This window comes from Pseudoteredinibacter isoporae (assembly GCF_040372805.1).
In the GTDB taxonomy this organism is placed as follows: Bacteria; Pseudomonadota; Gammaproteobacteria; order Pseudomonadales; family Cellvibrionaceae; genus Pseudoteredinibacter; species Pseudoteredinibacter isoporae_A.
Window position 1 is genome coordinate 1,202,388 of sequence record NZ_BAABWJ010000001.1, and the last position, 26,378, is coordinate 1,228,765.

General features: G+C 51.0%; 27 protein-coding genes. 14 read left to right on the forward strand and 13 right to left on the reverse strand.

The window, feature by feature from the left end:
- Positions 1-23: 23 nt before the first annotated feature.
- The 5 genes from ABWW03_RS05345 to ABWW03_RS05365 form a co-directional block, all read right to left on the reverse strand.
- Positions 24-1,226 carry an Nramp family divalent metal transporter gene (locus ABWW03_RS05345; RefSeq protein WP_353406832.1) on the reverse strand — a complete coding sequence of 401 codons (1,203 nt, stop codon included), beginning with the start codon at positions 1,224-1,226 and terminating at the stop codon, positions 24-26.
- Between the two features lie 157 nt (positions 1,227-1,383).
- Entirely contained in the window at positions 1,384-1,884 is a 501-nt protein-coding gene (locus ABWW03_RS05350; protein WP_353406833.1) for a midcut-by-XrtH protein, read from the reverse strand.
- Positions 1,885-1,961: 77 nt separating this feature from the next.
- Complete coding sequence (locus ABWW03_RS05355; RefSeq protein ID WP_353406835.1) at positions 1,962-2,483, reverse strand: midcut-by-XrtH protein; 522 nt, start codon at positions 2,481-2,483, stop codon at positions 1,962-1,964.
- Between the two features lie 23 nt (positions 2,484-2,506).
- Complete coding sequence (locus tag ABWW03_RS05360; protein ID WP_353406837.1) at positions 2,507-3,367, reverse strand: sterol desaturase family protein; 861 nt, start codon at positions 3,365-3,367, stop codon at positions 2,507-2,509.
- Positions 3,368-3,434: 67 nt separating this feature from the next.
- Positions 3,435-4,157: an acyltransferase gene (locus ABWW03_RS05365; RefSeq protein WP_353406839.1), complete on the reverse strand. Its 723-nt coding sequence runs from the start codon at positions 4,155-4,157 to the stop codon at positions 3,435-3,437.
- Positions 4,158-4,393: 236 nt separating this feature from the next.
- Between ABWW03_RS05365 and ABWW03_RS05370 the strand changes: the two genes are divergently transcribed.
- Positions 4,394-4,759, forward strand: coding sequence for an acyl-CoA thioesterase (locus tag ABWW03_RS05370; RefSeq protein WP_353406840.1), 366 nt, complete (start codon positions 4,394-4,396; stop codon positions 4,757-4,759).
- Between the two features lie 6 nt (positions 4,760-4,765).
- Here the strand turns inward: ABWW03_RS05370 and ABWW03_RS05375 are convergent, their stop codons facing one another.
- On the reverse strand, positions 4,766-5,281 hold the full coding sequence (locus tag ABWW03_RS05375) for a midcut-by-XrtH protein (protein WP_353406841.1): 516 nt from the start codon (positions 5,279-5,281) through the stop codon (positions 4,766-4,768).
- 202 nt (positions 5,282-5,483) lie between these two features.
- Between ABWW03_RS05375 and ABWW03_RS05380 the strand changes: the two genes are divergently transcribed.
- Positions 5,484-6,101, forward strand: coding sequence for a class I SAM-dependent methyltransferase (locus tag ABWW03_RS05380; protein WP_353406842.1), 618 nt, complete (start codon positions 5,484-5,486; stop codon positions 6,099-6,101).
- Positions 6,102-6,197: 96 nt separating this feature from the next.
- The gene (locus tag ABWW03_RS05385; protein WP_353406844.1) at positions 6,198-7,421 is read left to right on the forward strand and encodes a methyltransferase domain-containing protein; all 1,224 of its coding nucleotides are present in this window, start codon (positions 6,198-6,200) and stop codon (positions 7,419-7,421) included.
- Between the two features lie 25 nt (positions 7,422-7,446).
- Here the strand turns inward: ABWW03_RS05385 and ABWW03_RS05390 are convergent, their stop codons facing one another.
- From ABWW03_RS05390 to ABWW03_RS05400, 3 genes are read right to left on the reverse strand one after another with little or no spacing between them, the layout of a single operon-like run.
- Positions 7,447-8,538, reverse strand: coding sequence for a prenyltransferase (locus tag ABWW03_RS05390; RefSeq protein ID WP_353406845.1), 1,092 nt, complete (start codon positions 8,536-8,538; stop codon positions 7,447-7,449).
- Positions 8,539-8,540: 2 nt separating this feature from the next.
- Complete coding sequence (locus ABWW03_RS05395; RefSeq protein ID WP_353406847.1) at positions 8,541-9,272, reverse strand: class I SAM-dependent methyltransferase; 732 nt, start codon at positions 9,270-9,272, stop codon at positions 8,541-8,543.
- A gap of 3 nt (positions 9,273-9,275) precedes the next feature.
- Positions 9,276-10,619 (reverse strand): glycosyltransferase family 4 protein, encoded by a 1,344-nt coding sequence (locus ABWW03_RS05400; protein ID WP_353406848.1) that lies wholly within the window; start codon positions 10,617-10,619, stop codon positions 9,276-9,278.
- Positions 10,620-10,779: 160 nt separating this feature from the next.
- On the opposite strand from ABWW03_RS05400, the gene ABWW03_RS05405 reads away from it, so the two are divergent.
- The 3 genes from ABWW03_RS05405 to ABWW03_RS05415 all read left to right on the forward strand — a co-directional run bounded on the left by ABWW03_RS05405 (position 10,780) and on the right by ABWW03_RS05415 (position 14,132).
- On the forward strand, positions 10,780-11,670 hold the full coding sequence (locus ABWW03_RS05405; RefSeq protein ID WP_353406850.1) for a helix-turn-helix domain-containing protein: 891 nt from the start codon (positions 10,780-10,782) through the stop codon (positions 11,668-11,670).
- A gap of 370 nt (positions 11,671-12,040) precedes the next feature.
- On the forward strand, positions 12,041-13,438 hold the full coding sequence (locus tag ABWW03_RS05410; RefSeq protein ID WP_353406852.1) for an alanine/glycine:cation symporter family protein: 1,398 nt from the start codon (positions 12,041-12,043) through the stop codon (positions 13,436-13,438).
- An 85-nt stretch (positions 13,439-13,523) separates the two neighbouring features.
- Complete coding sequence (locus ABWW03_RS05415; RefSeq protein ID WP_353406854.1) at positions 13,524-14,132, forward strand: hypothetical protein; 609 nt, start codon at positions 13,524-13,526, stop codon at positions 14,130-14,132.
- Positions 14,133-14,145: 13 nt separating this feature from the next.
- On the opposite strand, the gene ABWW03_RS05420 is transcribed toward ABWW03_RS05415, so the two are convergent.
- The 3 genes from ABWW03_RS05420 to argH all read right to left on the reverse strand — a co-directional run bounded on the left by ABWW03_RS05420 (position 14,146) and on the right by argH (position 16,517).
- Positions 14,146-14,367 (reverse strand): helix-turn-helix transcriptional regulator, encoded by a 222-nt coding sequence (locus ABWW03_RS05420; RefSeq protein ID WP_435372740.1) that lies wholly within the window; start codon positions 14,365-14,367, stop codon positions 14,146-14,148.
- A gap of 18 nt (positions 14,368-14,385) precedes the next feature.
- Positions 14,386-14,835 (reverse strand): hypothetical protein, encoded by a 450-nt coding sequence (locus ABWW03_RS05425; RefSeq protein WP_353406855.1) that lies wholly within the window; start codon positions 14,833-14,835, stop codon positions 14,386-14,388.
- Positions 14,836-15,110: 275 nt separating this feature from the next.
- Positions 15,111-16,517, reverse strand: coding sequence for an argininosuccinate lyase (gene argH / locus ABWW03_RS05430; protein ID WP_353406856.1), 1,407 nt, complete (start codon positions 16,515-16,517; stop codon positions 15,111-15,113).
- Positions 16,518-16,761: 244 nt separating this feature from the next.
- On the opposite strand from argH, the gene ABWW03_RS05435 reads away from it, so the two are divergent.
- The 7 genes from ABWW03_RS05435 to ABWW03_RS05465 all read left to right on the forward strand — a co-directional run bounded on the left by ABWW03_RS05435 (position 16,762) and on the right by ABWW03_RS05465 (position 24,119).
- Complete coding sequence (locus tag ABWW03_RS05435) at positions 16,762-17,820, forward strand: sensor histidine kinase (protein ID WP_353406858.1); 1,059 nt, start codon at positions 16,762-16,764, stop codon at positions 17,818-17,820.
- A 54-nt stretch (positions 17,821-17,874) separates the two neighbouring features.
- Complete coding sequence (locus ABWW03_RS05440) at positions 17,875-18,627, forward strand: LytR/AlgR family response regulator transcription factor (protein ID WP_435372741.1); 753 nt, start codon at positions 17,875-17,877, stop codon at positions 18,625-18,627.
- Between the two features lie 411 nt (positions 18,628-19,038).
- The gene (locus ABWW03_RS05445; RefSeq protein WP_353406859.1) at positions 19,039-19,674 is read left to right on the forward strand and encodes a TetR/AcrR family transcriptional regulator; all 636 of its coding nucleotides are present in this window, start codon (positions 19,039-19,041) and stop codon (positions 19,672-19,674) included.
- A 120-nt stretch (positions 19,675-19,794) separates the two neighbouring features.
- Positions 19,795-20,733 carry a hydroxymethylbilane synthase gene (gene hemC, locus ABWW03_RS05450; RefSeq protein WP_353406861.1) on the forward strand — a complete coding sequence of 313 codons (939 nt, stop codon included), beginning with the start codon at positions 19,795-19,797 and terminating at the stop codon, positions 20,731-20,733.
- A gap of 40 nt (positions 20,734-20,773) precedes the next feature.
- The gene (locus ABWW03_RS05455; RefSeq protein ID WP_353406863.1) at positions 20,774-21,562 is read left to right on the forward strand and encodes a uroporphyrinogen-III synthase; all 789 of its coding nucleotides are present in this window, start codon (positions 20,774-20,776) and stop codon (positions 21,560-21,562) included.
- 57 nt (positions 21,563-21,619) lie between these two features.
- A complete protein-coding gene (locus tag ABWW03_RS05460) occupies positions 21,620-22,867 on the forward strand; it encodes a uroporphyrinogen-III C-methyltransferase (protein WP_353406865.1) in 1,248 nt (415 codons plus the stop codon).
- A 1-nt stretch (position 22,868) separates the two neighbouring features.
- On the forward strand, positions 22,869-24,119 hold the full coding sequence (locus ABWW03_RS05465; RefSeq protein WP_353406866.1) for a heme biosynthesis protein HemY: 1,251 nt from the start codon (positions 22,869-22,871) through the stop codon (positions 24,117-24,119).
- A gap of 51 nt (positions 24,120-24,170) precedes the next feature.
- On the opposite strand, the gene ubiD is transcribed toward ABWW03_RS05465, so the two are convergent.
- Positions 24,171-25,664 (reverse strand): 4-hydroxy-3-polyprenylbenzoate decarboxylase, encoded by a 1,494-nt coding sequence (ubiD, locus tag ABWW03_RS05470; RefSeq protein WP_353406867.1) that lies wholly within the window; start codon positions 25,662-25,664, stop codon positions 24,171-24,173.
- A gap of 159 nt (positions 25,665-25,823) precedes the next feature.
- Between ubiD and ABWW03_RS05475 the strand changes: the two genes are divergently transcribed.
- Entirely contained in the window at positions 25,824-26,354 is a 531-nt protein-coding gene (locus tag ABWW03_RS05475; protein ID WP_353406869.1) for a hypothetical protein, read from the forward strand.
- The last annotated feature ends 24 nt before the right edge of the window (positions 26,355-26,378 follow it).

Sequence of the window (26,378 nt, forward strand, 5' to 3'; positions counted from 1 at the left end):
TTCGCCTGACGAATAGGGTTGGCTTAAAACAGACTATAAAGTTTATACAGGCCCAGGCAGGACACCAGTATCACCACAAATCCACCAAGACAGTTGGCCAGCAGACCATTTTTATACTGCTCAAGTAAGCGCTCCTGATTCATCGCCAGCAATAAAAACACAGCAATCAGGGGCAGCAATAAACCGTTGGCGGCCTGGGCGAAAATAATAGCAGCCAACGGTTTTGTTCCAGCGATTGCGAAGCCGGCGCCACAAATCAACACTGCAAACCAGATAGCTTGAAAGCGTCGGTTGTTAAAATCGGTGGACCAGCCCATAGCACCACAAACCGCAAAGGCTGCCGCTAAAGGCGCCGTAATGGCGCTGGTTAAGCCAGCGGCCAACATGCCCGCTGCAAAGCAGTATTTTGCGGCAGGCCCTAACAACGGCTCAAGTTGCTGGGCGAGTTGACTGGCTTGAAAGCTCTCGCTTTGACCAAAGAACGCGGTTGCGGAAGTGGCGATAATGGCCAGCGTAATCAGGCCACCAAAGCCAATCGACAAACCCGTATCCCAGCGGCTGTGCGACAATGCCTTATCAATATCCTGTTCCTCTGAATCTTTGAACGCTTGACTGACGCTGCTGGCGTGGAGAAATAAATTGTAGGGCACGACGGTGGTGCCGATCAGGGCGATGACAATGAGAACACTGCCATCGGGAATGCTTGGGGTAAACAGCCCTTTCACTATGCCCATCCAATCGGGGTCCACCCAAAATAAGGTCAGCAAGAAAACAATGCTCATCAAAACAACGAGCGCAATCAATGCTTTCTCAATCAGTTTGTAATGCCCGCTGGCGAGCAACGCAAAGGCCAGCAGGGCAATGATCGCGGCCGCTATCTGATTGGACACATCAATAGCACTGCTAATGCCCAGGGCGGCGCCGGCAATGTTGCCGGTTTGGTAAGCGGCATTCCCGAGGCCAATCGCCGCAATAATCAGAAAGATACTCAAGCTTTTCAGTTCCGGGCGTTTGAAACTTGCCCGTACAGCTTCAGCCAGACCTTTGCCCGTGACCAGGCCAAGACGTGCCGCCATTTCCTGTAACACAATGGTGGCGAATACTGAAAACAGCAGTGCCCAAAGCAGGGCAAAACCGAAACCGGCACCGGCTTTACTGGCTGTGGCGACCGTGCCTGGGCCGATAAATGCGGCGGCGACGAGTAAACCTGGGCCAAACTTTTTCATGCTTGATACCTTTTATTGGGACTAATGACAAAACATAGCCCCGGATTCTGTATGAATATTCGAATCAGTGCCAGTCTTTAAAGGGAGGGAGCGAAGCGAGGGGGCGCCTCTGAGCGCTGTTCAGAAACAGTGCTCAGAAGCCTCGTTGAATAAACGCTTAGTCGCAGCGAATGTAACAGCTGTGGGTGGCTGGAATGTTGGCATTTGCGGCACATTTCGGAGTATTCGCTGGCGCTAATCCCCAATCGCCATTGGTGCACAGACCTGGCAACTGAATGCTCTTGATCTGCAAAGTGATGCCGCTGTTGTTTTGAAACGTATTGATGAGACCGGTTTGAATGGTATAGCTCGTGTCCGTGCGGGCGCTGATGGCCACAAAGTTGCCGCTGGCATTGCTGCGTTCAATCAGGCTGATACCACTACCGGTCGCAAGCAGGGTAAGTGCCCCCATCGCCAGCAGGCCGGTTTGCAGTTTTCCATGTCCCAGCGATTTAAATTTATAGGCCACATAAGCCAATAAGCCACCGAGAACAAGCAGTATCGGAGCGCCCAGAGCCGGCACTTGTTGTGGGTCGGGCGTGCCAATAATGATTTGGGCATGTGCCGCATTGCTGATGAGTAATAAGGCTACGGAGCCGGTGATTGTACGAAAATTCATGATGTTCCCCATTAAAAAAGCTCCAGTTGGAGCCTTAGGTGATTATTGATTGCTAACGCTTGCTTGCGCTTGATTGCTTAGGGCACGACAGTGCAATCAATCCGGCAAGAATTTGTGTGAGTAACGCTGATGCCAACACTGCATCGCTGGAGCCCCCCAACCGACGGGATGGGATTATCGGGGCAATTGCTTGCAGGTAATGTCAGGCTTTTAACCTCTAAAGTAATACCCGTATTGTTTTGGAAATTATTCAGCTGGCTTTGCAAAATGTTATAGCTGGTATCGCTTTGGCTGCTGATCACAACAAAATTTCCAGCAGTGGCCTCCGAGGATTCAATCAAGCTGATGCCGCTGCCCACAGATAATAAGGCCGCAGAACCGGCGACTAATAACCCCATCTTCATTCTTCCCAATTCTGCACCTCGAAAGCGGAATGCAATATAAGCAAGAAGGCCACCCAGAATAAGCAATACCGGAGCGCCCATAATCGGCACTTGTTGAGGGTCAGGAGGCCCGATGACCACTTGAGCGTGTGCGGTTTGAAAAGAAAAAATGACGAAGACAGAGGCCAGAGAAAGGACCGACGCGCGCGTTTTCATAATACCCACTTAAGACAAAAGGCTTAATTATTATTAGTGGTCCGAACTCTATCAGAAGAGTTAAAGGCTGTCGATAAAGGGGAGGCGAGCAAACCCAGGGGTTTGTTTTCTTTATCTTCCCGGAAGTATTCCAGTCCCAGTTCGCGAATTTCCAACTCGGCTTTTGACAAGAATCGGGCGGAGCCAAAAAGGTGATCATAAATGGAAATAATCGTGCCGTAATTGCTGTTGGTATATTGGCGTTCGCTAAAATGGTGAACCCTGTGAAAGTTGGGCGTCGCAACTATATAAGACAGAGGTTTATCCAAATAATCGGGTAAAAGAGTATTTGAATGGTTAAAAGCAATGAGTAGCATTCTGATTAAGGGATGCCAGATGGCGACCATGATCGGCACGCCTAGAAGCACTAAAAAAGGTGTGCCCAAAAAACTGTTAACGATGACTTCTAGCGGGTGATGGCGATGCGCCGTGGTGGCATCCACTCGGGTATCGGAATGGTGAACGGCGTGCAAACGCCATAACCATGGTAATCGATGCGCAAAGCGGTGCAATACATAATCGATAAATTCGTACACCAAAACGCCCGGTATAAAATAATAGATCCAATGGTAGCGGGTTTGGCTGAGGGGCGCTGCCCAACTCAGTGTATCGAAGGCGAACTGTTCGATCATCCGACTGAAAGGAATCAAAACCGGTTCTAACGCATAAGCGACCAGTAAGGTGTTGAGAGCCGCGAGGAACAGGTTGCCGGGCCAGCGCGTTTGAATCTTTTGATCGGCCCCGGATCGCTTGTTGATATCGTCCCACAGTAAAAACAACATCATGCTGATGATGGTTCCGGCGATCAGGGCGAGTTGAGGGTTATGAAATAAATAGTCGGACAAGCCCGCCTCCAAGACGATGCGCCAAAAAATATCAGTGAGCGCATTCTACCGAAATAATCGCTGGGCTTTAATGACTTTTATTTCTTTGGAAAATCGATTTCAGCCAAGACAACAGGCTGTTGTCTCGCATCACCCAGCGATCCAGATCGGCCTGGTTTTGCTGGTAAAAGTCACCATCGCGAAACATGAGCTCGCGTTTGAGCATGCGGCGATTAGGATTGAGTTCTTTGATGACCTTGGCTGGGTTGCCGCCCACGACGACATTATCCGGCACATCTTTCACCACGACGGCACCGGCGGCAACCACAGAGTTTTCTCCAATGGTAACTCCCTTTCCAACTTTCGCGCCGTGGCCAATCCAGACATTGTCCTTTAAGACAATGGGTTTGCTGCAACGAAAAGGGCGTAATCGGTTGTAGAGCCCGTGCCAGTCACTGTCGGCGATATAGCAATCGGCAGCGAACATGCAATTGTCACCAATCGTAATCGAAACAGCGGAGGTAATGGTGGTGCCAGGGGACAGCAAACAGTAATGGCCTATTTTAATTTGGCCATCCAGGTTTTTTCCGCTCCAGCTGGTCAGTCGCACAGGCTTATAGGACGAGCTGATAATGTGTGCATAATCGCCGACTGCAATGTTACGGCCAAAAACTTCCAGGCTGCGAGGTTCCAGAATAGCCGCCCCTTCGCCGAGGTGGTCGAACTGCGGGCGCAGGAATTTCTCTATCCACCAGGCATTGAATTGACTGCTGATTTTTTTAAGCCAATAGGGACGGTGTTCTTGTCTCACGATGGTTCTTCCGAGTATTCGATGTGCGATGGCATAAAAGCATAGCATTTACCTTTGCAAAGGTATGTGGTCACTATGCACAAATTCAGCGCGATATGCCGTGGGTTTGAGCGATGCTGCGATAGCTTGGTGCGAAAATCGGCGAACCGGCAGGGTAAACGCCGTACGACAGGCGCCTTTTCTTGGCATGCTTTTTGGTAATTCAGTTAAGCACATCGTGGAAAAAGAGCTCGCTTATGAAGTATTTGAATCGCCGCGTCGTTAAACATGCGGACCTGAATCCCGCTGCAAAACTGTTTGGTGGGGCATTATTAAGCTGGATTGATGAAGAGGCCGGGATTTACGCCAGCTGTCAGCTGGGTACCAAACGATTGGTCACGAAGTATATGTCCGAGATTAACTTTCTTTCTTCGGCCGTGCTTGGCGATATCGTTGAAATCGGAATTGAAACCGTAGCGGTGGGGCGGAGCTCTATCAGCCTGGCCTGCGAGGTGCGTAACAAGGAAAGCAAGCAGGGCATCATTCGGGTGGAGAAAATTGTAATGGTTGCGGTTGATGCCCGGGGCAAGCCCCAGGCACATGGTCTCTCAGCAAGAGATTAAGTGGATTTAGTTACAATCGATCGCGCAGAAACTGCCGTTCGCAATGGCAAGCCCGACAGTGCACTGATTTGCGGTAGCGCTGTTATTGCAGGTTCCAGGCAAGGTAATACTTTTTACTTCCAAAGTTATACCGCTGTTGTTGTCGTAGCGATTGTAACCATTGCTGCCGCCGCCAGAGACGAGAATGTTGTGACTATTTTGGCTGCTTCCAGCGATATTAATGGTGTTGGGAGAAGGTGCGCCTGCTTGAGCATCTGCAAAGGGATATATCGCACTGCCGATGCTGGCTACACCCAGTAATCCTGCCATTATGGCAAGAGAGGATCGGCGAATCTGATTTGCTAAACCAAGCTTATAAGCTAAAAACATCATGAAACCACCCAGAGCGAATAACAAAGGTGCTCCAAGCGCAGGTACTTCTTGGGGGTTTACTGGCCCGATGATTATTTGGGCATTTGCGGCTTGGCCGACAAAAAGTACAGCGGATGGAATCAGGATTTTAAAAATATTTCGATATGACATTGGGCTCCCTCCAAGGGGGCTAAACTTATTATGTTATCTCACTGTTTTAGAGTACGAGGTCCGTTCTCGCCGGCACGATCTTCGCAGTTTTTTTCATTGGGGTCCATAGATAGATTTGACGGTTTTGGGCATTGCCTTAGTTCTTTTTTAACTATTAAATGTGCCATTGAATAAGAGTTGCGGCACCGCTATAGGAGAAAGAATGAGCATTGAACTGCCCATCGATATTGATCAGATAAAAGGCTTCCTGGCCCAGGATGAAGGCGAAGCACTTTATCAATACGCTCAGCAAAGTTGTCAGCTGGGACCCGTATTGGAAGTGGGCAGCTACTGTGGCAAATCAACAGTCTATCTTGGCGCAGCCTGCAAGGGCAGTCGCAATGTCGTTTATGCGGTTGACCATCATCGTGGCTCAGAAGAGCATCAGCTGGGCGAGGAATACCACGACCCGGACCTGTATGACAGCAGTGTTGAATTGATGGACAGCTTCAAGGCGTTTCGCAGCACCATGCGCAAAGCCGGGCTGGAAGATACCGTGGTACCTATTGTGGCCAGTTCAGCGGTCGCGTCCCGCGCCTGGCATACCCCATTGGGCATGGTCTTTATCGACGGGGGGCACAGCGAAGCGGCGGCTCAAACGGATTACCGCAGCTGGGTAAGCCATATTACGCCAGGTGGCATTCTGGCGATTCACGATATTTTTCCGAATCCGGCCGATGGTGGCCAGGCACCTTACAATATTTGGAAGTTGGCGAAAGCCTCCGGTCTTTTCGACGAGTTACCCATGGTGAATACTCTGGGGCTGTTCCGCCGCAAATAGTGTTGAAGGGCGTGCTCTGGCGCCCGGCCTCCCTTTAAAGCTTGCAGATTGTTCTGAAAACATTGAAATGCATTAGCGCTAATGTATTATCTGGATATGCGTATTCAAAGATCCCCCGGCCTGGGTGAGGCCCTGAGACAATTACTTGAACTGACCGACGCTGAAATGGATCGCTGGTATAAACAGCTTCCATTTGCCTATCGGGCCCGGTACACACCCATATTGCGAGAATTGGCGAGCGGCCCGAAGATCGTCAGTGAGCTGACCGAGCAACTGTCCTTGACCCAAGGGGCGGTCAGTCAAAGTATTCGATTGATGTCAGAAGACGGTTTGGTTGAAAAGTACAGTGGGGAAGACGCGCGCCAAAGCGTGATCAAGCTTTCTCGAGAAGGTGAAAACGCATTGACCGTGTTGCAACCCCATTGGCAGGGTATTCTGCAGGCGGTTGAACAGCTGGAAAAGGACGTGGGTGTTCCGCTTCGTGCCAATTTGGAGGCAACTCGCCGGGCGTTGGGTGAACACTCTTTTCTTCAGAGAGTCGAGCAAGCCAAGCAAAAGATCGATACGCCAAGTTCTTCTGGCGCCGATAAGCTGTTCTCCATTGCGGCGGATGATTATCACCACTATCGGCCGAGTTATCCAGATGAACTGGGGCAAACACTGGCAAGTCTGTGTAAACATCACGATTGTGTTGTTGATGTTGGTTGTGGCAACGGCCAGTTGAGCCAGGTGTTGGCTGGGTACTTTGAACGGGTCATTGCCCTGGACAGCAGTGCCGAGCAGATTTCTGAGGCGCGTGCACATATGAATATTCACTATCAGCAAGGCAGGGCTGAACAGTTAAGACTCGACGATAACAGTGCGGATTTAATTGTTGCCGCTCAGGCCGCGCATTGGTTTGATCTGGAGCGTTTTTATCGAGAGGCTCGCCGAGTAGGAAAAGCGAATGCCCTGTTGGCGCTGATCAGTTATGGCGTTCCATATATTGAGGACCCTGTGAATGCCGTGTTTCAGCAAGGGTATTGGCAGGACTGTTTTTCCTTCTGGCCTGAGCAGCGTCGGCCGGTTGAAGAGGGGTATAGCAATCTGTTTTTTCCTTTTGAAGAAATAACATTGCCAAATGTCTGTATAAAAAAGACGTTGTCTTTTGAGGCCCTGCTTGGGTATATCTCAACCTGGTCGGCGTATAAAGTGGCGGTTAAGCAAAATGAATTGCCGGTGTTCCAGAATTGGTTTAAACGCCTTGAGCGGCATTGGAGTGAAGGCAACGACAAAACCATCGTGTGGCCCATCGCAGCGCGAATAGGAAAGCTCACATGAGCGTCTTCAATGGAAGCAACCCGGCTTAAGCCAGGCTGGCACTTTTCTCACTCGCTAATGCGTCATCACGCGTCTCTTTCCTGCCCAACTGAGAGCACTGAAAAATATTCCAGGCTGGCGTGTGTTGGGTGAGCGCATCGGCGGCTAATAAAATCGCGCCGGCTGTCCAGGTGGTCTTCTCTTCGGGCCAAATAACCTTTTCTTTATACTGGTAGCCTGTCCAGTAGGCGCCGTCATTATGATCGCGCCATTGATGCAGCCAGCTGTATACTTGCACGGCTTTGGCGTGTTCGCCGGCGGCCAGTAAGGCCATGGTCAGCTCGCAGGATTCCGCAACAGTCACCCAGGGTTCGTCGCTGACGCATAGGCAGCCCATATTGTCGCGAACAAATATTTCCCAGCGTTCAGCGATTCGTTGTTTTGCCGCTTCTCCGCTGATGGCGCCTGCAAGAATCGGGTAAAACCAATCCATGGAGAAGCGTTCTTTGCTTTCCCACGTTCGGTCAAAATATTCCGGGTGTTCCGATAAGGCCAGACCAAGTTTTTTGTAAGCATCGATATAATGCTGGCGATCCTGGTCCAGCTCTTCGGCGATAGCGATGGCACATTCGAGGCTTTTGTATACGGATGAACAGCCGGTAATTAAAGCATCTTCAAATGCTTGGCCGTCCTCTTCGATTGCCCAGTAGATTTCCCCCGTTGGGGCTTGCATGCTGACCACTAGGTCCATTGCGTTTTTAACTGCTGGGAACATGTTTTCCAGGAAATCCCGGTTTCCGCTGATGCGATAGTGATGCCAGACGCCTGTGGCGATGTAAGCGATGAAATTGGTTTCGCGTTTTTCTTTGTAGAGCGCATTGCCATCCTGGTAGTTTGCGTACCAGCTGCCGTCGCTCAATTGATTGTTCGCCAGCCACTGATAGGCTTTCTCGGCCGCCTCAAACTCGCCAGCGATAGAGAGGCCCATGGCAGCTTCGGTGTGATCCCAGGGGTCAGCTTTGTGGCCTTTGAACCAAGGAATCAAGCCGTCGTCCAACTGCTGGCTTAAAATATAATCTACGGTTTTACGCAAAAACTGCTCGGGAAACAGGCCTTTGCTCAGCAGTAAGCCGTCCATAATTATTCGCCCTGTTCCATCGCTGAGTTTTTCTTGAAGTACATAACAATGCTTTTGCCCATGATAGGGTTCAGTACTTTGTCCAATGCTCGTGTTAACAGAGGCTGTTGCATTAAATCCCAAACGAGAAATTTATGGTAATTACGCAGTGCCCAAACCTGATCATCTTCCTGGCCCCAATATTTACACTTTAACCACCAGTAAGGCACGTGCAGCGCATGGGCCCAATGGCGGTAATAGCGCTGCCAGCCCAGATCTTCCACTTCTTGACGTAAGTGGGTCGCATTAAAAATACGAATGTGTCCGCCGGGTGTTCTGTGATATTCGTTGCTCAAGCGCCAGCAAATATCTTCTGGCCACGCACGCGGTACGCTGATGCCAATCACGCCGTCATTTTTAACCACGCGTTGCAGTTCTTTTAATACGCCTTGAAAGTCAGGAATGTGTTCCAACACCTCAGAGCAGATCACTTTGTCAAAGCTGTTGTCTTCAAAGGGCAGTTCGAGAGCATTTGCGGGCTGAAAGGAAATGCTTTTGTTAGAATTGTCCGCATCCACAAATTGTTCGGCGCGTTCCCGCGCGGTGGCAAGGTCGTTTTCGCTCAAGTCCACGCCAATGGCTTCTACATTTGCGTGCAGATATGCCCCGATGGTGTGGCGACCTTCGCCACAACCGACATCTAAAAAGCGCTCGCCGTCTTTGAGTTCCAGGCGCTGAAAGTTAATGGTTTGCATGGTTTAATTTTTCTCTTCGGCCAGCATCTTCAAGTAGTAATTAACAAATTGTTCGGCGGCCACTTTCCAGCTGAAGCTTTGTTCAATGCGTTCCCGGCAGGTTTTCCCCATGATGAGTCGACGGTCGGGATCCTTTAACAATTCAGCAATGGCTTGTGCCAATGCCGGAGCGTTGGCGGCGGGCACGATGGTGCCGGCATCGCCGACAATTTCGGGCAGCGCGCCACCATCACTGGAAATGACCGGCGTACCACAAGCCATGGCTTCGCCTGCGGGCAAACCAAAACCTTCGTACAATGACGGGGAAACGGCAATGGTTGAAGCATTGTAGTGCTGCACCAGCTCTTCTGTGCTGATTCCGGATACAAAACGCACACGATCATCCAGGCTAAGCTTTTTCAATTGCTTGGCTGTGGCACCGTCTTCCCGTAGTTTGCCAACCACCAATAATGTCAGTTGTGGAAATTCGGGACCGAGTTCTGCCATGGCGTCCAATAGATAGCGTAGGCCTTTTAGTGGCTGATCGGCGGAAGCCGTTGTGATCAATTGAAAGTCCTGTTTTTCAACATCGGTGCGCGGTCGAAACGTGTCGGTGTCGATGCCGTTGTAAATCAGACTGATGTCTTCACTTTCGATATCAAAGGCTTCGGCAATGTCGTGGCGCGACTGCTCGGAAACAGTAACGATATGATTCAGTTTCTGGACCACACGTTTTTGCATGCGCAAAAATGAATGCCAGCGTTTTACCAACAAACGGTGCTTCCAGTTGGGTGCCGCATCCAGGGCCAGTTGTCGATCTCGAGTAATCGGATGGTGCACAGTGGCGACTACAGGCAGGCCGCGTTTTTGAATGCTCAGCAAGCCCCAGCCGAGGCATTGATTATCGTGCACCACATCGTAGCGGTGACCATGAAGCTTTAAATATTTCGCCACTCGACGACTGAAGGTATAGGGCTCGGCAAAACCACCGGTGAGCATACTCCACCACTCAAAGGTGTCACTGAACGAGGTGAGGTGACGTGGTCGCAATGCCGTGACATGGTTGGGCGCACTGAATAAATCCAGGCTCGGCATCTTGATCAGGTTTACGCGTGGATCGAGATCCGGATACGGCGGGCCTGAAATTACATCCACTTGATGCCCCGCGTCGACCAGGGCTTTACTGAGGTATTTGATGTAAATACCTTGCCCGCCGACAAAAGGTGCACTGCGGTATCCCAGAAGGCAAATGCGTAACGCGCGTTGTGGCGCTGAAGACGCTGCGGCTGTGCTGTCGGTTTCAAGGCTTGTTGTTAGGCTGTTCACGATAGATGTATTACGTTGTATAGGCTTGGCATTCGCGCTCATTTTGCGCACCGGGAAGCGGGCTAAATAAGCCTGCAAATTGCTGAACAGTGTGACACAGCCTATAATCTCTCGGCAATTCCCTCTCAGGTAATGACCGCCATGGTCGGGCTGTTCCGAGGGTGTCATTTTCGACCAGTTCTGCCAGGGTACGGGGGTTACATTGAGCCAAGATGAGCTCAGCACGAAGTCGGACGATGAACTGGCCGCGCAAGAGGCCGCCTTCGGGCGGATGCTCAAGTTCTGGCGTTCACAGATGGGTCTGTCTCAGGCTCAGTTATCCGCCCGCCTGGGGACATCCAGCCGCCATATCAGTTTTTTGGAAACCGGTCGCAGCCGCCCAAGCCGTGGAATGATTCAGCGCTTGCAGCAGGAATTCGAACTCTCTTCCCGTGAGAACAACGTGTTGTTACAGTCGGCGGGCTTTCTGCCCCATTCGATGGTCAACCCCGCCACTATGGGGAAACGCCTGAAGCGACAAATGAGCTGGATGCTTTTGAAGCATGAGCCTTATCCCTCCTTTATTGTAAACAATCTTGGCGATGTGCTGATGTTTAACCGTGCCTGGCTGAATTTAATGCGGCAAGCGGGGATGCGTGCTGGCGCCTGTGAGGTTGGCTTGCAGATGAATATGTATCACCTGTTTTTTTCAGAAGAGGGGATGCGCCATCTGATTGAAGGTTGGGAAGATTTTAGCTGTGCCTTACTTTTGCAAGTCAAAGAACAGCAATTGCTGACCAACGATGCCAAGCTGAATGAGTTGATGGAATGGTTGGAAGCCTACCCGGGAATTCCGGCTAACTGGCCTGAACGAGCACGCCAGGTGCGTTTTAATTCGAGTTACGATATCGACGTGACTTTGCCGGAAAGCCGCTATCGTATGAAAACGGTGGTGACCGGGATCGAACCGATGAATTTGAGTGCCGGAGGCACTTTTAAGCTGCACAGTTATTTTCCTGGAGATGACGCCACAGAAGCGTGGTGGCGAACCGCTGCGGAAAAAGACGGCTATCAGGATTTACAGCATCCACTATTGGCTCTGGCCACCGGCTAGTTTCGGTGCGACTCAGTGCTCGCCGTGATCAACTCGCGCATCAATGGCATAGGCCAGCAAAGACCCCACGGTCAAAATTGCAAAAATACCCGCTAAAAAAACGATCATTACAGCGGCTGTTACGGTCATGGTCTTGTCCTCGACAGGGTTTCCGGGTGCCCGCAAGCGGGGCAATTCAGTCAATGTGTATGGGTTTAGATTACGCCTGTGCCATGGAGGTGATATTGATACACGTCAATAGATCTTCCGCCGCTTTATGAATTTCCACTCGAGCAACTGGGACAGTTCGTTTGACCCTGGGAAGGCAGGCCCATAGACTTGTTTTCTTACGTCGATAAAAACCAGACGCCACGAATAAAAAGAAGCTTATATGTCCCTCGCCGAGTATCTGCCCCGTATCGAATCCGCGCTCAATCAGTTTGCTGATGCCATGTGGAGTACCCCACTGGTTGTTTTGCTGGTCGGAGGCGGTTTGTTTTTTGCCATCTATTCACGTCTGCAGCCCTATCGATATCTTGGTCACAGTGTGGCCGTCTTGCGAGGACGTTATGATGATCCGAGCGCGCCGGGGCAGGTCAGTCATTCCCAGGCATTGTCGACGGCCTTGGCGGGTACCATGGGGCTGGGGAATATTTCCGGTGTGGCCATTGCGATTGCCAGTGGCGGGCCGGGGGCAATTTTCTGGATGTGGGTCACGGCCGTCATTGGGGTGGCGACAAAGTTTTATACCGCTTCCCTCGCGGTGATGTTTCGCGGTGAAGACAGTCTGGGCGAAACCCAGGGCGGGCCGATGTACGTGATTCGAGAAGCCCTGCCTAAGGGCTTTTTGCCTCTGGCGTATCTGTTTTGTCTGGCGGGTATGATCGGTACGCTGCCGGTGTTTCAAGCCAATCAGCTGATTCAGTTGTTGCGCGATGCGGTCGCTATTCCATCGGGTTGGGCGACGGCTGAGTCTCACTTGGGCTTTGATTTTATTGCCAGCAGCTGTGTGGCGTTGTTGACGGTTGTGGTGATCATTGGCCGCATCCAGCGGATTGGTCGTTTAACGGTTCGACTGGTGCCGGCCATGGTGACGATTTATCTGTTATTTACCGCGGTTGTCTTGTTTCAGCACCTTGAACAGATTCCAGCAATGTTCGCATTGATTGTCAGCGATGCCTTTACTGGCCAAGCGGCTGCCGGCGGTGCATTGGGAACAGTGATTATGATTGGCGTGCGACGGGGTGCATTTTCTAATGAGGCCGGTATCGGTACCGAATCCATGGCTCACGGTGCCGCCAAAACGGATGAGCCGATTCGAGAGGGCGTGGTCGCAATGATCGGGCCGGTGGTCGATACGCTGGTGGTCTGCACGTGCACGGCGTTGATTATTTTGCTAACCGGCGTCTGGCAGGACCCGAGCACAGGTGCGGGCGTGACCATGACGGCGGCGGCGATTGAGAGTGTGTTTCCCAATGGCGGCATCTATCTGTTGATTCTTATGGTGGCCTTGCTCAGCTTCAGTACCATTGTGACCTATTGGTTCTATGGCGCTAAATGCCTGGGCTTTTTGATTGGGGCTGAACGTCAGCATTACTACACGCCCTGTTATGTCTTTTTAATCGTGCTTGGGGCGGTGGTGTCTCTCGATGTGGTGAACGGTTTACTGGTTGGGGTTTATGCCATCATGGCCATTCCTACGATGATCTCGAGCTTTATGCTCGCACCGAAAGTGAATGCTGCCGCGAGGCACTATTTTAAGCGATTGCGTGAAGGCCAATTTGATTGATAGCTTGTAATAAGGTGTAACTGACGAGCGCTTGATCTGCTCGGCATCTGTCTCTACATTGGGCCTCTTACAGGGAGGTGTACTAATGGAATTGGTTTTTCACGCCAGTTGGCCGGCGCTATGGGCGGCATTGGCGAGTCCGCAGGGCATTATCGCCAGCTGCTTATTTTGTCTGGGGGTGCTGGGTTTTCTTCTGTTGCAGGATATGGGTGAAAACCTGCGCGTTTCTCTGCTGTCCCTGGCCTTGTTCGGTTTGATTGCCCTTTGTTACGCCTACCTTCAATACAGCCAACCGGCGATTCCCCTCATCGTTCAGGAAACCAAAGCCCAAAAGTCTGACAGTGGTCCCCCTCAAATGGCCGTCAACGGCATTATCACGCGTGGTGATGAGGACCTGTCGGTTCGGGAATCGGGCTATATCTATATTGGTCGCTATCGCGATAAGCATTGGAAGCATGCTCTGTTCAATGACCCGACTGGTCCGCTCAATACCGGCGATGTACTGCACTTAAATACGACGAGACAAATGTTTGCCTGTGCGCCGTATCGCAAAGAAATGCTGGATCTGACGTTCACCTATTGCAAGGAAGTCATTGGTGAAGCCCTGGCGAATGACAGTGTTCGGGTGGCACGCCCACCGATCATTGTGGGCTTGAGTAATGTCTGGGTGTACGTCACTAAAGTGGATAGCTGATGGTGCCCCTTATTCAGGTCGATTCGGGTTCATACTGAAACACCGCTTCAAGGGGCTGTTTGAAGGTGTTGGCAATTTTAAAGGCCACTTCAAGGGACGGTGAATAGCGGCCGGCTTCAATTGCTAAAATGGTTTGCCGGGTGACACCGACCTCAGTAGCCAGCGCCTGCTGGGTCATTTCATTGTGTTCAAAACGCAGGCGGCGAATCTGATTGTTAATCTTGCATTTGCTCATAAGGGTCTCCGCTCGCCATTATACACCGCGGTACAGATACCAGAGCTGTCGACCAGTATTACTGAGTTCAGCCAGAATCAGACCAATCAACAACAGCAATAATGGATGCGCCAGGCTGAGTTCCTCGCGCGCGCCACCGAATTGAACGGTTAGCCCAAACTGAACCAGCGCCAGCACGATCGTGGTTTGGCTGATGGTGGATGACCAGTAGGCACCTAATTGAACGGCCTGCTGCTCACGTTCATCGCGAGCGTCTTCAGTCTCTTTATTAGACACGACTGCAATGGCGATATGACACAGCACATAAGCCACGACGGCCATAAACAGCACACTCGCGACGACGTCGTATGCTTGTTCCACGTTAAAGAGCGCCGCATCGCCGGCCAGCAGCAGTTGCTTCACGGTGTAGCCAATCAGCCCCAGCATGATCAGCCCGTCAACCCACAACACCTGTTCTCGATAGGCCATGTTAGTCTCCTTTCGTTGTATGGAAATATTAACTATGTGTAAAAGATATTTAACATTGGGCAGAGCTTAGTCTCGGTTAGTATTGATGTCAAATATTTTATACATCATGTTTGCAAGACTTAACATCTGTAGTGATGTTTACGTGGCAGTCTGTAAGAAGGAAGACAAGGGAACAGTGAAGGGGCGGCGCAAGAGTCAGCAGGGTGATACCGAGAATAAAGAATAATAAGGTCAGTCAGGGACAAGCCTGCCCGGTTTGGGCAGGCCCAGCGGGATTATGCGCGCTCGCTCAATAGTGCCAGAGCACGTGTGGCGGCTTCCCGGACCTGATTGGGTGCGGTGCCACCGATATGATTACGTGCAGCCACAGAACCTTCGAGCGTCAGAACATCAAAGACGTCGTCGGTGATTTGATCACTGAACTGTTGCAGCTCGCTCAGGCTCATTTCGGACAGGTCTTTATCGTTCTCCAGACCGTAAGCTACTGATTTGCCTACAATCTCATGGGCATCGCGGAAGGGCACGCCCTTGCACACCAGGTAGTCGGCCAGGTCTGTCGCGGTTGAGAACCCTCGTTTGGCGGCTTCCAGCATGATCTCGGATTTTGCCTCAATGGCAGGAATCATATCGGCGAAGGCGCGTAGACAATCTTTTACGGTATCAACCGCATCGAACAGCGGTTCTTTGTCTTCCTGATTATCCTTGTTGTAAGCCAGAGGTTGGGATTTCATTAACGTCAGAAGGCTGATCAGATGGCCATTCACTCGACCGGTTTTGCCGCGCACCAGTTCCGGCACATCCGGATTTTTCTTCTGAGGCATGATGGATGAGCCCGTGCAGAAGCGGTCGGGCAGGTCGATAAAGTTAAACTGCGCCGATGTCCACAGTACCAATTCTTCCGACATGCGTGACATATGGGTCAGCAACAGGCTGGCAAAGGCACAAAACTCGATAGCAAAGTCTCGATCGGATACGGAGTCCAGGCTGTTTTCCGTGGGTTTACTGAAGCCCAGCAACGTAGCCGTCATGTCTCGTTGGATGGCGTAACTGGTACCGGCGAGTGCGGCAGCCCCCAGCGGCGACTGGTTCAGACGTTTCCGGCAGTCCTGGAGGCGACCGTAGTCGCGTTCCAGCATTTCGTTCCAGGCCAGCAGATGGTGGCCAAAGGTGACGGGCTGGGCGGTCTGTAGATGGGTGAAGCCCGGCATAATGGTATCGGCTTCGGATGCCGCCAATTTGATTAAGCCATCTTGCAGGCGACTCATTTCAGTGCTTATCAGGTCGATTTCATCGCGCAGCCACAGGCGAATATCGGTGGCGACCTGGTCATTACGAGAACGCCCGGTGTGCAGTTTTTTCCCGGTGATGCCAATGGCCTTGGTCAAGGCCGACTCGATGTTCATGTGAACGTCTTCCAGGGGGATAGACCAGTCGAAGCGCCCGGCTTCAATGTCGTCTTGAACGGTTTTCAGGCCCTGAATGATGGCATCTCGTTCCTTCTCGCTTAAGACATCGGCTTCCGCCAACATGGTCGCGTGGGCGATGGAGCCCTGAATGTCTTGCTTGTACATGCGCTGGTCAAATTGCACCGAGGCAGTAAAACGTTGTACAAAGGCATCGGTTGCCTCACTAAAGCGACCGCCCCATTGCTGATTGGTGGCGTCGTTTTGGCTATCGCTCATGGTTAAATCCTGGCTTTTTCATCATTAGTGTTAGGCGGTGCCCCACCTTGCGAGCAGATTCCACCTATTGGGGCTGGCATTATAGTGCCTGAAGCCGCCCATGATAACTGATCAACCATTTGACCTTTGAGTCCAGCCGAAATGTGACGAAAACCGTACAATCCAGAGCCTGTTAAACCCCATTACTGTAAATGGGGCACTTGCTTATATAAGGCCTTCCCCGGGGGAGGGGTTAGGAGACAGTTTGTTTACGATAGAGAATAAAAAGCGCCCTCTGGAACAAGGGGTCAACGAAGCCCTGGATATCAAAGGCGATTTTTTACCGGATTTAAAAAGCCCACCTGTGGCTCTGGGCATTGTGCTGGTCTGTGAATTACTGGCGATTGTTCTCAGCCTGGCAGCCTTTGGCTTGCAAGCCTTCGATTGGCAGAAGCTGGGGATGGTTTCTCTGGCGGTACAGTGGATCGCTCTGGCGTCCCTGCTGGTGTTGGCCTTGATGGCCAAATGGTTGAACCAGCGCCATCCGGCCGTTGCAGGCATCAGCTGCTTTTTGATTGTTCAGTTGTTGACCCTCAGTTTCTTCGGCTTTGTGATCGCCCAGTATGGCCATGTATTGCAGCTGAGTTACTGGCACTTGGGGCAGTTTTTACTGATTTCGATGATCATCACGGGAATTGGCCTACGTTATATGTATTTGCAGCAGCAATACCGCAATCAGCAACAGGCCCATTTGCATTCCCAATTACAGGCACTGCAGTCGCGTATTCAGCCGCATTTTCTGTTTAACTGTATGAATACCATTGCCTGTTTGATTGAAGTCGATCCTGAGAAAGCCGAGCAGGCGGTTGAAGATCTGAGTGAGTTGTTTCGCGCCAGCCTGGCGGAGCCCAAGCTGGTGAGCGTGCGCGATGAGATTACGCTCTGTGAACGCTACCTTGCGATGGAAAAGCTTCGTATGGGTGAGCGCTTACATACTCAGTGGGATGTGGCAGAAGAGGCCCGATCGATGCCCATTCCCAGCCTGGTTCTGCAACCATTACTGGAAAATGCCATCAAACATGGTATTCATCATCTGCCGCAGGGCGGCACAATTGAGATTAAGGTGCTGATGCAGAATGACGAGCTACACTTAATAATGAGTAACCCGCTCGCCCAAAATACGCGTTCATCCGGCAATCAGCTGGCTTTAAATAATGTATTGGCTCGCCTGTGTGGGCATTTTGGCGACAAGGTAAAGTGGAATATCGAGCAGAGCGAAGAACTTTACACAATTAATATTCGTTACCAATTGAAGAATTTATAGGCTGCTGCCGATAGCTATAATTCAACACAGTAAAAAACAAGTGAGATCTTAGTAATGAGCACAATCATGGATGTTTTGGTCGTCGATGATGAGGCGCTGGCCAGAGAGCGGCTGGTTCGTATGATTTCCCGCATGGATGAGTGTGAGGTCGTCGCTCAGGCTGCTGGCGCAGACGAGGCCCTTCAAGCGATAAAAGCCGCAGGCCCCGATGTTGTACTGATGGATATTTCCATGCCGGGTGAGGATGGCCTATCGGCTGCGAAGCGTATATCCACGATGGAAGACCCACCTGCAGTGGTGTTTTGCACGGCTTACGACAAGCACGCTGTTGAGGCTTTTGAGGCCCAGGCTGTGGGTTATTTGCTGAAACCGGTGCGTCAAGAACAGCTCGAGCAGGTTTTGCAGAATGCGCGCAAATTAAACCGCATGCAGATTGCAGCGCTGGACGATATGAATAAAGCCGATCGTCCGAATGCACGCAAACACATCAGTGCGAAGACTCGACGTGGTGTTGAATTGATTCCTTTGGAAGATATCTTTTATTTTCTAGCCGATCAGAAGTATGTCACGGTTTATCATCGCGGTGGGGAAACGCTGATCGATGATACTTTGAAGGAGCTTGAGTCTGAGTTTGAGGCCAGCTTTCTTCGCATTCATCGTAATGCTTTGGTGGCGCGCTCTTATATTGAAGGGATGGAACGTGCACCGGAAGGACATTACGTTATGCGTTTGCGTGATAGCGAGGAGAAACCTATCGTAAGCCGTCGCCATGTTAGTAAAATTCGCGCGATGCTTGCTGAAATGTAGATTTCTTTTTCGAATAAGCACTGCAAAAAAGCCTCGATGGTATCGAGGCTTTTTTGTTTTTACAGCCTTCAAAAATTTCCGTCGATGCATGAGTGGAGTTTTTCGGGTTGGGTATTTCATGTTTGTAAGTGGTCTCATTGGTGTAATTGCATCGATATTTACAGAGTTTTTTCTGTGTGTAGTTTGCCAAAAAGGAAAAACAACTCGAGTTTAAATTTTCATTTCTGACAGTTTATTGTGTGTTTTTTAGGTAAATATATCTTCAGGGCATTTTATTTATAGCCAGTTGTTTCTCGGGATAGATTTTTTGTTGATTGAGGTCTCTATCTCTGGCTTGAAATAATGTTTCGTCTAAATCCCTGTGTTAGTATCCGCGACAACAATCTGAATTCGACAGGGAGGCGAAACCAAATGGCACGACCCAGTGTTAAAGCTGAACGCACAGAAGAAATACTCGAAGCTTTCGAGAGATGTGTTGCTCGACTGGGCATTGAGGGGACAACCCTCGAGCGCATTGCCGAAGAATCTGGTTTGCGTCGCAGCCTGCTGCGCTACCATGTCGGCAACCGTGACAAAATGGTTCAAGCCCTCGCTGATCGCTACATAAAGAATTCCCGCGAAGAGGCTCGCCGATTTCTTGCGGCTATGCCGTCCTCCAACACCAGCCTCGCATTGCTCGATTATTTTTTTACCGATACCAGCGATGAAGAGCGGCGACGCGTGTTGGTTGCGCAGGCCTTAGTATCCGGTGTTGATTTGTATCCGGCGATCAAAGAACAAATGACCCAATGGCATCGCAACTTCGTGTTGGTTTTGTGTCAGGTGATTCGAGTTGATTACCCAGATGCCAGTGATGCTGACCGCAATGAAGTTGCCTGGGGTATTGTCAGTCTTCTGTTTAATGTACAGCTGCTTGCGGCCCTGAGTTCCAATGAAGAGTTTCTCAGTGATGGACGTCGAGCAGCCGATCGTTTACTGAAGAGCTTGGCGAGCGACGCCAGTGAAAAGAGTTCGGCCACGGAAGTACTGCTTGAAGAGCCTTTCTGAGAACCTGTCTGCTGAATTTTTGTACAGATTGGTGGCGCAGTTTGTCTGAGTTAAAACATAGGAGCGAATTCTCTGCTCTGGTATTATGGGGGCTTGATTTATTGATTAAGTGTCCCACCCATGTCCCGATCCATCCGCATTGCTACCCGAAAGAGTGCCTTGGCCCTTTGGCAGGCTGAATACGTTAAAGCTGAACTCGAACGCCATCATCCTGGACTGGAAGTCAGTCTGGTGCCCATGGTGAGTAAAGGTGACAAAATTCTCGATGTTCCCCTGGCAAAAGTGGGCGGCAAAGGCTTGTTTGTGAAAGAGCTGGAACACGCGCTGCTGGAAAAACGAGCCGACATCGCCGTTCACTCGATGAAAGATGTGCCAATGGAGTTTCCGGAAGGTTTGGGGTTGGAGGTGATTTGCCCGCGAGAGGATCCTCGCGATGCCTTTGTCTCCAACGAATTTTCCAAGCTTGATGAGTTACCAGAGGGGGCGGTCGTTGGGACCTCAAGCCTGCGCCGTCAGTGTCAGTTGCTGGCTGCGCGTCCGGATCTCGACATCCGATTCCTGCGGGGCAATGTGAATACCCGTTTGGCCAAGCTGGATGCGGGAGAATACCAGGCGATTATCCTGGCCGCGGCCGGTTTGATTCGCCTGGAGATGGGCGAACGTATCCGAGAATTTATTGCCCCAGAAGTGAGCTTGCCCGCAGGCGGTCAAGGTGCCGTGGGGATTGAATGCCGCATGGACGACGATGAAACCCGTGCACTGTTGGCCCCCTTACATGATGAAGCTACCGCCCGTTGTGTGCGTGCTGAGCGTGCAATGAATCGCCGCTTGGGAGGTGGTTGCCAAGTGCCCATTGCGAGTTTCGCCATCGAACGAGAGGGTAAGTTGTGGTTGCGCGGTTTAGTCGGTGACCCGGATGGCAGCAAAATGCTCTTCGAGGAAGCGGAAGGTGAACAGGATGCTGGCGAGACAATGGGAGTGGCCATGGCCGAACGCCTGTTGTCGGCGGGTGCCAAAGATATTCTGGATAAGGTCTACGGCAATACGGTTCAGGCCTAATGGGGCCTAATTCAGCTTAGGTTTAAAGGTAATGGGCACAATGAACTTTACAGGCCTGAACGTGCTCCTATGCCGACCGCTGCACGCAGGGGGATCGCTGCAGCAGACGATCGAATCGGCGGGAGGCCAATGCTTCCACGAGCCCTGCATGCAGATTGTCGGGCTTGATGAGCCCCAGGCCGTGGCAGCGATCAAATCCCGGATTTTGGATTTTGATCATTACCCTTATGTCATCTTTATTAGCCAAAACGCCGTCAAATACGCAGGGTCCTGGATTGACCAATACTGGCCCCAGCTCCCCATGGGGCAGCGTTATCTGGCGATTGGTACTGCGACGGCTGAGGCGGCCGCCAATATGGGCTTCGCCGAAATGTCGCAGGCCCAGGGCGCGATGGACAGCGAAGCGTTGTTGGCGCTGCCAATATTGCAGGAGCTGCGTAATAAAAAAGTCCTGATTTTTCGGGGGCAGGGAGGAAGAGAGACCCTGGCCCAGGCATTACGCCAAAGAGGTGCTACAGTAGACTATTGCGAATTGTATCGACGCGCTTGTCCTGAAGGTCTGGCTGAACGTTTGTCAGTGAGCCCTTTTGCGAAAGCCTCCGGACGCAAGATCGTTATGGTGCACAGTGGGGAATCACTGGAAAATCTGCACCGGGGAATTCATGAGGCCGGTTTGGTCTCCTGGCAAGACTATGAATTGATTTGCCCAAGCCAGAGGGTGGCCGAACTGGCCCGAGGCTTGGGTTTCAACACGGTTTATCCGGCCAGAAATGCTGGCGAAGCCGCTATGTTGAGGGCGTTGCAGCAGTTGGCTGCAACGCCGACGTAAACCGAACTATTTTTAAAAATCCCGCTGCTAGGGTGACCTTGCACAAATGGAGTTCACATGAGCAATACAGACAACAAAGAACAATTGCCCGCCGACGAAAAGGCCAAGGTTGAGGAACAACAACCCGAGCTGGAGAAGCAGGCCCCCGAGGATAAAAAGCCTGAGGCCAAGAAAGAGGAACCGGCCAAGGCGGCGAAACCGGCCAGCGGTGAGAGTAAAAAAGCTCAAGCGGCAGCGAAGGAAACGCGCTCCGGTGCCGGCTTCTTTATTTGGTTTATCGTGTTATTACTGTGTGGCGCGGTGGGTGCTGGTGGTTATTTCGGCTGGCAGTTTTGGCAGCAGGACAAAGGCCGGCAGGCTGAGATGACCGCGCTGATCGAAAGCCAGTCCGCGAAGTTGCAGAAACTTCAGAGTGAACAAGCATCTGTGACTGAATCCGTTGCGGGCACCGATGAAGTGGCGCAAACCGTACAAGATTCTCTGCAGGCGGTACATCAGCGTTTGGACGCACACAATAAACGTTTGATCAGTATTTCCTCGACCAGTCGTGACGATTGGTTGCTGGCGGAAGCTGAGTATCTCTTGCGTCTGGCCAATCAACGTTTGCTGACCGAGCGGGCCACAACCGGTGCCCAGGGTTTGCTGGAAACGGCGGATAACATTCTGGCCGAGATGGACGATGTGGATTTGTTTCCCATTCGCCAGGCCATTGGTGAAGACCTGGCGGCCTTGAAGTTGGCTCCAAAAGTGGATCGTGATGGGTTGTTTTTACGCATGGCGGGCTTGGCCAAGCAGATCGATAATTTGCCGACGTTGCCAAAGCGTGTTCCGATGGTTGAAAGAAACGTCACTATCGAAGAGTCTACTCTACCTGAAAATGTCACGTGGCTGCATAAGTTTCAGGATGGCATGACCAAAGTTTATGAGTATTTGCTGCGCTTTGTAGAGATTCGAAGAAATCAACCTGTTAATAAACTGTTGCCACCCGAAGCTCAAGCCTATGTGAAACTGAATCTGCGTTTTATGATTGAGCGAGCGCAATTGGCGATGCTGAGAGAAGAGAAGGTTATTTACGAAACCTCTATTCAACAGGCTCGAGAGTGGTTGCAAACTCAGTTTCCGCCGAACAGTCAGATCGAAGCCTTCATTGCTGAGCTTGATGAGTTGGAAAATCAGGAAATTGTTGTTCCTCTTCCCGATATTACCTCTTCGCTCGAGCAACTGAGAGTTTATATTGAACGCTTGCACAAGGTGAAATCCACACAGCCTCAAGCCCCGCAGTCCAGCGTGACTGAGGAGGCTTGATATGAAATTGCCATGGAAGATTAAACTGCTGATTTTGTTATCGATTATCGCAGGTATTTTTTATCTCGATTATCTGGTTCAGCACGATAGCGGTTATGTCCTAATTGCGTTCGGGAACACCAGTATTGAGATGAGTTTCTGGTTTGCCGTTGTTCTTATTGTAACGTTATTGTTATTGGTTCGCTGGACCAGCAAAATTTCCAAAGGCAGTGTAAATCTTGTTAAAAAGAGCACTGGCTTTATTTTATTCGGCAGTGCCGCTGCGGCACAAAAGCGTGCTGAAAAAGGTTTGGTTGAATTTATTGAAGGTGATTTTAAGGCCGCTCGCAAAGACTTGCTCAAGTCGGCGCATAATGTTCAGGCCCCCGTCCTCAACTACTTGGCTGCGGCGCGAAGTGCCCATGAGTTGGGTGACGAAACCCAGGCCAATGAGTTATTACTCAAGGCCGAAGAGGTTGCCTCCGAAGACAGTTTGGCCATTATTATTACTCAAGCGCGCATTCAGTTTTCGGCCAAGAAGTACGAGCAGTGTGTGGCTACGCTGGAAAAAGCCCGAAAAATTTCACCGCGCAATGTACTGGTGCTGGAGTATTTGCGGAACGTCTACACTGAACTTGAAGATTGGGAGTCATTGGAACGCCTGTTGCCTGAGTTGAACCGCAATAAAGTCGGCAGTGAAGAAGAGCGCCTGGCTTTGTCGGATAAGCTTTACTTGGCCTTGATTGATCTGGCTGGTGAGCAGGCCAGTCGAATGCAAACCAAAAATGCCATTGCACGTTTGCAGGAAGTGTGGGAAGACTTGCCGAAAGAAGTGAAAAAGCGCCCGGCTATGGTTGGCGCTTATGTGCAACAATTACGTCGTTATGATGGTGACGCTATTGCAGAGAATCTGTTGCGTCGTCACCTGCAAAAAGATTGGCAGGATGAACTCATCAGTTTGTACGGTTTGCTGGCCGGTGAGGATCTGGATCGACAATTGATTCAGGCTGAGAACTGGTTAAAACAACGTCCGGCTGATGCTGCCTTATTGTTGACGCTGGCTCGTTTAAGCCTGCGCAATGAGCTTTGGGGTAAAGCTCGAGAGTATTATCAAGGTTCCATCAAGCAAAAGCCCAGTGCGGAAGCCTGTGCGGAGCTTGGTCGCCTACTGGCCGCAATGGGCGAACATGAGTTGAGTACCCAGTATTATCAGCAGGGTTTAAAAAGTGCAGCGAATGTTCAGTCCAAACTGCCGTTGCCAAAGCCCGCCTAAATGAATCAAGGGAGTGTCTGCTGTGGTTGGCAGACACTCCCGCTTTCCTGATTAGATGAGTTTCTTGTTCTGCTCGGGTAGATCAATACCCAGTTGATCCCACAGTTCGTCTATTTTTTCTTTGACATTTTGATCCATCGTAATGGTTTCACCCCATTCACGATCGGTTTCACCTGGCCACTTGTTGGTGGCGTCCATGCCCATCTTTGAGCCGAGTCCTGAGACAGGTGATGCAAAGTCGAGATAGTCGATGGGCGTGTTCTCAACCAGGGTAGTATCGCGAGCTGGGTCCATTCGTGTTGTGATTGCCCAGATGACATCCTTCCAGTCTCGAGCGTTCACATCATCGTCCGTCACAATCACAAACTTGGTGTACATAAACTGGCGCAGGAATGACCACACACCCATCATCACGCGTTTTGCATGACCCGGGTATTGCTTCTTCATCGTGACGACCGCGAGACGGTAAGAGCAGCCTTCCGGAGGCAGATAAAAATCAACAATTTCCGGAAACTGTTTTTGCAAAATGGGTACGAACACTTCATTCAGTGCAACCCCAAGAACCGCCGGTTCATCGGGCGGTCGCCCGGTGTAGGTGCTGTGATAAATGGGGTCTTTACGGTGGGTGATGGTTTCCACTGTAAATACAGGAAAGCGATCGACCTCATTGTAATAGCCAGTGTGATCACCATAGGGGCCTTCATCGGCCATATCATTCGGATAAATAAAACCTTCGAGCACGAACTCGGCACTGGCGGGTACCTGCAGAGTATTGCTGGTGGATTCACAGACTTCCGTTTTATCCCCTCGCAGCAAACCGGCAAAGGCGTATTCACTCAAAGTATCTGGGACAGGGGTGACGGCTCCCAGAATGGTTGCTGGGTCGGCCCCAAGAGCGACACTGACTGGAAAGGGTTCTCCTGGGTGTTGTTCCTGCCACTCTCGGAAATCCAGAGCGCCACCCCGATGGCTCAGCCAACGCATGATCAGGCGATTCTTTCCGAGCTTTTGCATACGGTAGATGCCCAGGTTTTGTCGTTCTTTATTCGGGCCTCGGGTAATCACCAGTGGCCAGGTAATCAGTGGGGCAGCGTCGCCGGGCCAGCAAGTTTGAATGGGTATGTCGTCGAGATTGATCTCGTCACCGCGTTTGACGATCTCCTGGCAGGGCGCTTTGCTGAGCACTTTCGGACCCATGTTGAGCACCTTTTTAAAGATCGGCATTTTACTCCAGGCATCTTTTAAACCCTTGGGGGGTTCCGGTTCTTTCAGAAAGGCCAGCAGCTTGCCGACCTCACGGAGGGATTCGACGCTTTCCTCGCCCATACCCAGGGCGACGCGTTCTGGTGTGCCAAATAAATTGGCCAGCACGGGTATATCGGAACCCACGGGGTTTTCAAATAAGAGAGCTGGTCCGCCTGCGCGCAAGGTCCGGTCACAGATTTCGGTCATTTCCAGCTTGGGATCTACGGGGATCGTAATGCGCGTTAACTCACCGCGCTTTTCGAGCAGCTTGATAAAATCGCGCAAATCTTTGTATTTCATTGGGCTTCCGCAGTAAAAAAGCTAACTTTAACATGAAAGCCAGTCCTGTTAAGGTTTGACTGGATTCATATACAAGCATTTATGACTCTTTGCTATGCGGTGTGAGGTATCCGTCGTTCGCGACGCCCGTTTAACAATAACAACAAGCGGAGTTAAGTGATGAAAAAAGTTCTCATGGCCAGTGTTGTGGCTGGCATCATTATGTTTTTCTGGGGTTTTATTTCCTGGACGGTTTTATCCTGGCATCAGGATGTATCCCACCGTTTCAGCGATGAGGCCGTGATGGAAGCGAGCATTAAAGCCCAGGCCCCTGAGGCGGGAATGTATTTTCTGCCTTTTGAAGAAGAGGGTTTCAAAGAAGGTGGCGCGTCCATGTTCGCCAGTATTGTTCCCGAATATCACCTCAACATGCCTCTCACGCTGGGGGTAGGCTTGCTGTGCTACATCATTTCGGCATTTCTAGTCGTGGTGGCGCTGCGAATGACCCATGGTCTGTCGTATGGTCAACGCCTGGGGTATATCTGTTTACTGGGCTTGATCATTGGTTTTGTCGGTCATTTTCCGTACTGGAACTGGATGAACTTCTCAACGCCGTATGTATTGGTGATGATCGTCGATTCGGTGATCAGTTGGTTATTGGCCGGTCTGATAATTGCAAAATGGATTGAAGGCGGTCAGACAAACGAGTAAGTGATTGCTGCCGCTCTTGCTCAG

Excerpts from the sequence above, each read along its gene's own strand:
- ABWW03_RS05420 (WP_435372740.1), bottom strand. The coding sequence starts at position 14,367 with ATGAGCAAATGCAAGATTAACAATCAGATTCGCCGCCTGCGTTTTGAA.
- ABWW03_RS05395 (WP_353406847.1), bottom strand. The coding sequence starts at position 9,272 with ATGCAAACCATTAACTTTCAGCGCCTGGAACTCAAAGACGGCGAGCGC.
- ABWW03_RS05385 (WP_353406844.1), top strand. The coding sequence starts at position 6,198 with ATGCGTATTCAAAGATCCCCCGGCCTGGGTGAGGCCCTGAGACAATTA.
- ABWW03_RS05440 (WP_435372741.1), top strand. The coding sequence starts at position 17,875 with ATGAGCACAATCATGGATGTTTTGGTCGTCGATGATGAGGCGCTGGCC.
- ABWW03_RS05345 (WP_353406832.1), bottom strand. The coding sequence starts at position 1,226 with ATGAAAAAGTTTGGCCCAGGTTTACTCGTCGCCGCCGCATTTATCGGC.
- ABWW03_RS05475 (WP_353406869.1), top strand. The coding sequence starts at position 25,824 with ATGAAAAAAGTTCTCATGGCCAGTGTTGTGGCTGGCATCATTATGTTT.
- ABWW03_RS05465 (WP_353406866.1), top strand. The coding sequence starts at position 22,869 with ATGAAATTGCCATGGAAGATTAAACTGCTGATTTTGTTATCGATTATC.
- hemC (WP_353406861.1), top strand. The coding sequence starts at position 19,795 with ATGTCCCGATCCATCCGCATTGCTACCCGAAAGAGTGCCTTGGCCCTT.
- ABWW03_RS05375 (WP_353406841.1), bottom strand. The coding sequence starts at position 5,281 with ATGTCATATCGAAATATTTTTAAAATCCTGATTCCATCCGCTGTACTT.
- ABWW03_RS05460 (WP_353406865.1), top strand. The coding sequence starts at position 21,620 with ATGAGCAATACAGACAACAAAGAACAATTGCCCGCCGACGAAAAGGCC.
- ABWW03_RS05350 (WP_353406833.1), bottom strand. The coding sequence starts at position 1,884 with ATGAATTTTCGTACAATCACCGGCTCCGTAGCCTTATTACTCATCAGC.
- ABWW03_RS05445 (WP_353406859.1), top strand. The coding sequence starts at position 19,039 with ATGGCACGACCCAGTGTTAAAGCTGAACGCACAGAAGAAATACTCGAA.
- ABWW03_RS05410 (WP_353406852.1), top strand. The coding sequence starts at position 12,041 with ATGTCCCTCGCCGAGTATCTGCCCCGTATCGAATCCGCGCTCAATCAG.
- ABWW03_RS05370 (WP_353406840.1), top strand. The coding sequence starts at position 4,394 with ATGAAGTATTTGAATCGCCGCGTCGTTAAACATGCGGACCTGAATCCC.
- ABWW03_RS05400 (WP_353406848.1), bottom strand. The coding sequence starts at position 10,619 with ATGAGCGCGAATGCCAAGCCTATACAACGTAATACATCTATCGTGAAC.
- ubiD (WP_353406867.1), bottom strand. The coding sequence starts at position 25,664 with ATGAAATACAAAGATTTGCGCGATTTTATCAAGCTGCTCGAAAAGCGC.
- ABWW03_RS05415 (WP_353406854.1), top strand. The coding sequence starts at position 13,524 with ATGGAATTGGTTTTTCACGCCAGTTGGCCGGCGCTATGGGCGGCATTG.
- ABWW03_RS05380 (WP_353406842.1), top strand. The coding sequence starts at position 5,484 with ATGAGCATTGAACTGCCCATCGATATTGATCAGATAAAAGGCTTCCTG.
- argH (WP_353406856.1), bottom strand. The coding sequence starts at position 16,517 with ATGAGCGATAGCCAAAACGACGCCACCAATCAGCAATGGGGCGGTCGC.
- ABWW03_RS05455 (WP_353406863.1), top strand. The coding sequence starts at position 20,774 with ATGAACTTTACAGGCCTGAACGTGCTCCTATGCCGACCGCTGCACGCA.
- ABWW03_RS05390 (WP_353406845.1), bottom strand. The coding sequence starts at position 8,538 with ATGGACGGCTTACTGCTGAGCAAAGGCCTGTTTCCCGAGCAGTTTTTG.
- ABWW03_RS05425 (WP_353406855.1), bottom strand. The coding sequence starts at position 14,835 with ATGGCCTATCGAGAACAGGTGTTGTGGGTTGACGGGCTGATCATGCTG.
- ABWW03_RS05355 (WP_353406835.1), bottom strand. The coding sequence starts at position 2,483 with ATGAAAACGCGCGCGTCGGTCCTTTCTCTGGCCTCTGTCTTCGTCATT.